This is a genomic window from Arthrobacter sp. YD2 (assembly GCF_030410475.1).
GTDB classification, from domain to species: Bacteria; Actinomycetota; Actinomycetes; order Actinomycetales; family Micrococcaceae; genus Arthrobacter_B; species Arthrobacter_B zhangbolii.
Map to the genome: position 1 here is coordinate 298,228 of NZ_JAUHHB010000004.1, position 7,969 is coordinate 306,196.

3 protein-coding genes are annotated in these 7,969 nt (G+C 63.8%); all 3 read left to right on the top strand.

The window, feature by feature from the left end; genetic code table 11:
* Nucleotides 1-33: 33 nt before the first annotated feature.
* Genes QWJ37_RS16140 through glgB form a run of 3 tightly spaced genes read left to right on the top strand, consistent with a single transcriptional unit; the run spans nt 34 to nt 7,582 of the window.
* On the top strand, nt 34-2,085 hold the full coding sequence (locus tag QWJ37_RS16140) for an alpha-1,4-glucan--maltose-1-phosphate maltosyltransferase (RefSeq protein WP_290245937.1): 2,052 nt from the start codon (nt 34-36) through the stop codon (nt 2,083-2,085).
* Nucleotides 2,085-3,854: a maltose alpha-D-glucosyltransferase gene (treS, locus tag QWJ37_RS16145; RefSeq protein ID WP_227905208.1), complete on the top strand. Its 1,770-nt coding sequence runs from the start codon at nt 2,085-2,087 to the stop codon at nt 3,852-3,854. The genes QWJ37_RS16140 and treS overlap by 1 nt, the downstream gene beginning before the upstream one ends.
* A complete protein-coding gene (glgB, locus tag QWJ37_RS16150; protein ID WP_290245938.1) occupies nt 3,851-7,582 on the top strand; it encodes a 1,4-alpha-glucan branching protein GlgB in 3,732 nt (1,243 codons plus the stop codon). Before treS ends, glgB begins: the two co-directional genes overlap by 4 nt.
* Nucleotides 7,583-7,969: the final 387 nt, after the last annotated feature.

The following is a 7,969-nucleotide window of genomic DNA, read 5'->3' on the forward strand; positions in this document are numbered from 1 at the left end:
CATTCTGTCCGAAATCTCGCTAACGTCTAGTCTGTGACCACATCCAGCGCATTGACACCAGAAGATCTGCCCTCAAAGGACCTGCGGTTTGGCCGGATTCCGATCACCAATGTGTCCCCGGTTCTCGATTACGGTCGATTCCCCGCCAAGGCGGTGCCCGGAGAAGACCTGATTATCGGCGCCACCGTGTTCCGCGAGGGGCATGACCTGGTAGGGGCCAGCGCCGTCCTTTATGACCCCGAGGGAAACGCCGTACAACGGAACAGAATGCACCCGGTGGGCCTGGGCCTGGACCGGTGGGAAGGCATGCTGCGTCCGGAGGGCACCGGCAACTGGAGTTTCGCGGTGGAAGGCTGGGCGGATGTCTACGCCACCTGGCACCACAATGCCGAGGTCAAGATTGCCGCCGGCGTGGACGTCGAGGTCATGCTGACGGAAGGCCACCTGCTCTTCAGTGCTGCCGCTGACGAACGCACCGGCACCGACGCCGACATTCTGCGGAGCGCTGCCTCCGCGCTCGCGGACACCGGCCTCGAGGTCCATGAACGCCTGGCCGCCGCCGGGACGGACGCCATCAGGACCGTGCTGGAGCGGGATCCCATCCGCGAGCTGGTGACCAGCTCCGACCGCTTCCCGATCCGGGTGGAACGGGAGCTGGCCGGCCGCGGTGCCTGGTACGAGTTCTTCCCCCGGTCCGAAGGCGCAGAGTTCAACCCCTCCACCCGTGAGTGGACCTCCGGAAACTTCCGGACCGCCGCCCGAAGCCTGCAGCGCGTGGCGGATATGGCTTTTGACGTCATCTACCTGCCGCCGATTCACCCGATCGGCACCACACACCGCAAGGGCCCGAACAACACCCTGGTGGCAGGTCCGCAGGATCCGGGCTCGCCCTGGGCCATCGGCGCGGCAGAGGGCGGCCATGACGCCATCCACCCCGAGTTGGGGACGTTCGAGGATTTCGACGCCTTCGTGGACACCGCCAGGGAGCTGGGCCTCGAGGTTGCCATTGACCTGGCACTGCAGGCCTCACCCGACCACCCCTGGGTGGCCAGCCATCCGGAGTGGTTCACCACCCGCGTGGACGGCACCATTGCCTACGCGGAGAACCCGCCAAAGAAGTACCAGGACATCTACCCGCTGAACTTCGACAATGACTATGAGGGCCTGTCCCGTGAAATCCTGCGGATTGTGCGGCTGTGGATAAGCCACGGCGTCCGTATTTTCCGGGTCGATAACCCGCATACAAAACCGCTGCGGTTCTGGGAATGGCTGATCGCCACGGTTAACGAGGAGTATCCGGACGTGATCTTCCTCGCGGAGGCCTTTACCCGGCCGCCCATGATGCATGCGCTGGCAAAGGCCGGGTTCCAGCAGTCCTACAGCTACTTCACGTGGCGGAACACCAGGAAGGAAATCGAGGACTATTTCACCGAAATCTCCCACGAATCCTCGGCGTTTTTCCGCCCGAATTTCTTCGTAAATACCCCGGACATCCTCACCGAGTTCCTGCAGTACGGCGGCCCCGGAGCGTTCAAGATCCGTTCCGTGCTGGCCTCCACCGGGAGCCCGCTCTGGGGCGTCTACGCGGGCTTCGAGCTCTTCGAACACGTGGCCCGTCCAGGTGCCGAGGAGTACATCGACAACGAGAAGTTCGAATACAAGCAGCGCGACTTCGCAGCGGCCGAAGCAGAGGGCCGCAGCCTGGCCCCGTACATCACCCGGCTGAACGAAATCAGGCGGGCGCATCCCGCCCTGGGCGACCTGGAAAACCTCACCGTGCACAGCAGCACCGATGAGGCCACCGTGGTGTATTCCAAGCACAAGGAGACACGTCCGGGGGATCCGAGCAGCAGGGACACCCTGATTATTGTGGTTAACGTGGACCCCCACAGCGCCCGCGAATCCACTGTCTCGCTCAACCTGGACGCCCTTCAGCTGGACCCCAGGGACCTGAATGAAGACGGCACCTTCTGGGTAGATGACCTGATCAGCGGACAAAGCTGGCGCTGGGGAGCACACAATTACGTCCGGCTCGACGCCCACTTTGAACCCGCGCACATCCTGTCAGTTCGGAGGAACTCCTAGTGCCCAACCCGTTTCAACTGCACGCACCCGGCTTGACCAATGATCCGCATTGGTACCGCAAAGCCGTTTTCTATGAGGTACTCGTCCGCGGCTTCGCGGACGCCAACGGGGACGGGTCAGGTGACTTCAGCGGCCTGATCGAAAAACTGGACTACCTGCAGTGGCTGGGGATCGACTGCCTGTGGCTGCCGCCGTTCTTCAAGTCGCCCCTGCGCGACGGCGGCTACGACATCTCCGACTACTACGACGTCCTGGACGAGTTCGGCACCATCAGTGACTTCAAGCGCCTCGTGGCAGAAGCCCACGCCCGGGGCCTGCGCGTCATCATCGACCTGCCGCTGAACCACACCTCGGACAAGCACCCGTGGTTTGAGGAATCCCGCAACGATCCGGACGGCCCCTACGGCGACTTCTACGTCTGGTCCGACACGGATGACAAGTATGAGGATGCACGGATCATCTTCGTGGACACCGAGGAGTCCAACTGGACCTTCGATCCGGTCCGCCGGCAGTTCTTCTGGCACCGGTTCTTCAGCCACCAGCCGGACCTGAACTTCGAGAATCCCAAAGTGGTCGAGGCCATCTTCGACGTCGTCAAGTTCTGGCTGGACCAGGGCATCGACGGCTTCCGGGCCGACGCGATCCCGTACCTCTTCGAAGAAGACGGAACGAACTGCGAAAACCTCCCCGCCACGCACCGGTTTCTCAAGGACCTGCGGACCATGGTGGATGAGAATTACCCGGGCCGCGTGATCATTGCCGAAGCAAACCAGATGCCGCACGAAGTGGTGGAGTACTTCGGCGACGAAACCGGCGACGAGTGCCACATGTGCTTCCACTTCCCGATCATGCCGCGGCTGTTCTACGCGCTTCGGGACCAGAAGGCCGCACCGATTATCCAGACCATGGAGGAGACCCCGGACATTCCCCCGGGCGCACAGTGGGGCACCTTCCTGCGCAACCATGACGAGCTGACGCTGGAAATGGTCACCAACGAGGAACGCCAGGCCATGCTCGGCTGGTACGCACCGGACTCCCGCATGCGGGCCAACATCGGCATCCGCCGCAGGCTGGCACCGCTGCTGGATAACTCCCGCTCGGAAATCGAGCTCATCCACGCCATGCTCCTTGCCCTGCCGGGCAGCCCGTTCCTGTATTACGGGGACGAACTGGGGATGGGGGACAACATCTGGCTGGAGGACAGGGACTCCTCGCGTACGCCCATGCAGTGGAACCCCGACCGCAACGCCGGGTTCTCCACCGCCGATCCGGGCAAGCTCTACCTGCCGGTAGTCCAGTCGCTGGTCTACCACTACAACCACGTTAATGTGGAGGCGCAGCTGGCCAGCTCCAGTTCACTGCTGCACTGGATCCGGCAGATGATCATGGTCCGCCGCTCGCATCCGGCCTTCGGGCTTGGTTCCTACCGGAACGTCCAGACCGACGCCGAGGCAGCACTGGCCTTCGTGCGCGAGCTTCCGGACAACAACCCCGAGGGCGAGGTGGGGGAGACCATGCTGTGCATCTTCAACCTTTCCCAGCATCCGATCTCCGCGACCATGAAGCTGCCGGAGTTCGCCAACCGCGGCCTGCGCGACGCCTTCGGCGGGACGCTCTTCCCCACCATCGGTGAAGACGGATCGCTGACCCTGACCCTGGGCAGCCACGATTTCTACTGGCTGCGCCTGCGCTCCACGAAATCGGACACCTCCTCGCCCCAGACCGAAGCAATCCCCCTCATACCGATCTCGGAGGCCACACGGAAATGACCCAGCTGACCCCGTCCCTGCCCGAACTGCTCACCTCCTGGCTGCCCGGGCAACGATGGTTCCCGGCCAAGGGGCGGGACGTCCTGCTGGAGCGGGTGGGCGGGATCCGGCTCGAAGACCCTGCCGGCGAGGTAGGCATGGAAGTCCACCTCATCGCCGTCGTCTCCGGGGACCGCAGGGACGTCATCAGCGTCCCCGTGAGTTACCGGTCCGCCCCGGCATCCGAGCTTCAGACAGCGCTGCTGGGCCGGGCACACCATGAGGAGCTGGGGGAGCGGTGGCTCTACGACGCCACCGCCGACCCGGTTTTCGTCACTGCCTGGCTGGAGATGATGCGTTCGCAGGCATCCTCCCTGGACGGACATACCCATGGTGTGGCGCAGGACGGTTTCCCCGACTGGGAGCCGTTCACGGAACCGCTGCCCACCAAGGTGCTCAAGGGGGAACAGTCCAACACCTCGGTGATCGTGACTGCGCCGGAGGCGCCGCTGATTGTGAAGTTCTACCGGGTGGTTGCCGCCGGGATCAGTCCCGACGTCGAGGTGAGCGCCCGGCTCACCGAGGTCGGATCCGTGGATGTCCCGGCTACCTACGGGTGGGTCACCGGCTCGTGGCAGAATCCGGGCGACGGCGGGACCTGGCTGACCGGGCATCTGTCGGTCCTGCGCGAATTCTTCCCCGGCAGTGAGGATGCCTGGCGCACCGCGTCCGCAGCAGCAGTGGCGGGCCGTGACTTCACCACCGAGGCGGAGGAACTGGGCGCCGCCACTGGCAGGATCCACCAGCAGCTTGCGGCTGCCTTTGGCAGCCGTCCGCCCACGCCGGAGGAACGCGCAGACTTCCTTTCCTCCCTGAGCGGCAGGATCCGCTGGGCCTGGGCCGAAGCGCGGGACACCGTGGGCCCCTATGACGGCGCCGTCGAGTACCTGCTGGAACAGGTGGGGAATCTCCAGAGCCTGCCCAACCTGCAGCGCATCCACTCGGACTACCATCTGGGCCAGGTGCTGCATTCGCCGGAACGCGGCTGGATCATCCTGGACTTTGAAGGCGAACCGCTGAGGCCCGCCGCCGAGCGGAGCGTCCCGGACGCGCCTTTGCGCGACGTCGTCGGCATGCTCCGTTCCATTGACTACGCCGCCGGCGTTGCAGTGATCGACGGCGCTCCCGAGGCCGCCGGTGACACGGATTCCCGGCAGCGCAACGAGGACGCGTACCGTTGGGCCGCTGCCGCGTCGGATGCCTTCCTTCGCGGTTACGAGAAGGAAACCGGCACCACCATCAACCGCAGCGATCCCTTGTTCCTTGCCCTCTGGCTGGACAAGGCGCTGTACGAAGTTGTCTACGAGATGCGAAACCGTCCCCGTTGGGTCAGCGTGCCGGTGACAGCCGTCCGCCACATTCTGGCGCAGGCCGAGAACGCAGCCCGAGCAGACGAAAGCCAGGAAGAGAGCACAGTGAATAAGCACCGCAAGTCCCCGGCCGCATCTGCCACAGCGGAACCCGAGGCGCCCAAGGATTCCGGAGCAACCGGCCTCGCGGCCCCGGCCGAGCCAATCCCCGTTTCCGAGGACGTCCTGCGGGCAGTATCCGAAGGCCGTTATTACCAGCCGCATGCCGTCCTCGGGGCGCACCTGGATGACCACGGGAACGTCACCATCCGCACCCTGCGTCCGCTGGCCCGGGAAGTTACGGCCGTCACCCCCGATCAGCGGGTGCCGCTGAGCCACGAATACAACGGAATCTGGGTGGGAACGCTGCCCGCCGGGACGGCCGGAACCGTCCCTGACTACCGGGTGGAGGTCACATACGACGGCGGGGATCCCCAGCTGTTCGATGACCCGTACCGTTTCCTGCCGTCGCTGGGTGACATGGACCTGCACCTGATCGGCGAGGGAAGGCATGAAAATCTCTGGACGGTGCTGGGCGCCAACCTGCACCACTACAACTCAGTGCTCGGGGATATCACCGGCGTCAGCTTCGCCGTCTGGGCACCGAACGCACAGGCTGTCAGGGTAAAGGGCGATTTCAACGCCTGGAACGGCACCATTAATGCCATGCGGTCGCTGGGCAGCTCGGGCGTCTGGGAATTGTTCCTGCCCGGTGTGGAGCCGGGAGCCCGCTACAAGTTCGAAATCCTGGGCAGCGACGGTGTCTGGCGCGAAAAGGCCGATCCCATGGCCAAGGGCACCGAAATACCTCCGCTGACCGGTTCCCGCGTGGTCGAGTCCAAGTACCAGTTCAACGATGCAGAGTGGATGGAAGCCCGCGCGGCCCGGGATCCGCACAACTCCCCGATGAGTGTGTACGAAGTGCACCTGGGCTCCTGGCGCCTCGGGCTGAACTACCGGGAAATGGCCGACCAGCTGGCGGAATACGTCAAGTGGCAGGGCTTCACCCATGTGGAATTCATGCCCGTGGCCGAACACCCCTTCGGCGGTTCCTGGGGTTACCAGGTCACCTCCTACTTCGCCCCCACAGCACGGTTCGGGCATCCGGATGAGTTCCGCTACCTCGTGGACACCCTGCATCAGGCCGGCATCGGCGTCATCCTGGACTGGGTGCCGGCGCACTTCCCGAAGGACGAGTGGGCACTGGCGAAGTTCGACGGTCAGACGCTGTACGAACACGGTGACCCCTGGCGCGGCGAACACCCGGACTGGGGAACGCTGATTTTCGACTACGGCCGCCGCGAGGTGCGTAACTTCCTGGTTGCCAACGCCGTGTACTGGCTCGAGGAGTTCCACATTGACGGCCTGCGCGTCGACGCCGTGGCCTCCATGCTGTACCTGGACTACTCCCGGCCGGCCGATCAGTGGCGCCCGAACGCCTTTGGCGGGCGGGAAAACCTCGAGGCCATTTCCTTCCTGCAGGAGGTCAACGCGACTGCCTACAAGCGGGTCCCGGGCATTGTGATGATCGCCGAAGAGTCCACGGCATTCCCGGGCGTCACCCGCCCCACCAGCACCGGCGGTCTCGGGTTCGGCCTGAAGTGGAACATGGGCTGGATGCACGACACCCTGGAGTACATGGCCGAGGATCCCATCAACCGGGTTTACCACCATGCCAAGCTCACGTTCTCACTGGTGTACGCCTACACGGAGAACTTCCTGCTGCCCATCAGCCATGACGAAGTGGTGCACGGAAAGGGATCGCTGCTGCGCAAGATGCCGGGTGACCGCTGGCAGCAGCTCGCCAATCTCCGCGCCTACCTGGCGTTCCAGTGGGCACACCCCGGCAAGCAGCTGATCTTTATGGGTACGGAGTTCGGCCAGGAGGCGGAGTGGTCCGAGCAGTACGGGCTGGACTGGTACCTGACGGACACCCCGCAGCATAAGGGCGTACAGCTGATGGTGAAGCAGCTCAACGAGATCTACCGTGCCACCCCGGCTCTTTCCGAACGGGACAATGAGCCGGCGGGCTTCCAGTGGATCAATGAGAACGACGGCGCTCACAACGTCCTGTCCTTCATCCGCTGGGATCATCAGGGCAATCCGCTGGTGTGCATAGCGAACTTTGCCGGCGCACCCCACCAGGAGTTCCGTGTGGGGATGCCGTGGGCCGGTGAATGGGTGGAAGCCCTGAACACCGACGCCGCGGAGTTCGGCGGTTCCGGGGTAGGAAACCTTGGGGTAGTCCACGCCGTCGAAGGTGCCTGCAACGGTCAGCCGGCCTCCGCCACCCTGACGGTTCCGCCGTTGGGCGTGCTGTACCTGGTCCCGCAGCAGTAAGGATTTCCCTACCCATAGGGGACCCCGGGCTGCGCCCCGCTAAGCGTGTGCGCAGCCCGGCGAAAACCGTGCTAGAGTTAGTACCCGCGCTGAACGAGGTAATCGAACAGTCGTGAGTCTGGGAAGCAGGTCTTCCCGCCGGTTCGCCGGACGGACTAACGGCCAGTTTGACACCACCGAGTCAGTGTGGCTAAGATAGAAAAGTTGCTCCGGAGCGACGCAGAGCTTAGATCTTCGCAGATCAGCCTGCCGGTGCCGGAAGCAGTCTGTTGTTTGAGAACTCAATAGTGTGCCAAGTTTATTGATACCAATTTATTTTGATTGGTTGAATCGACCGTGTCCGCCCACCCCGTGGGTATGGAACGGTTTTTTTAGCCGGTTTCGAAT

What these genes read in the sequence shown, in the direction of transcription:
- glgB (WP_290245938.1), top strand. Translation starts at nt 3,851, where the DNA reads ATGACCCAGCTGACCCCGTCCCTGCCCGAACTGCTCACCTCCTGGCTG.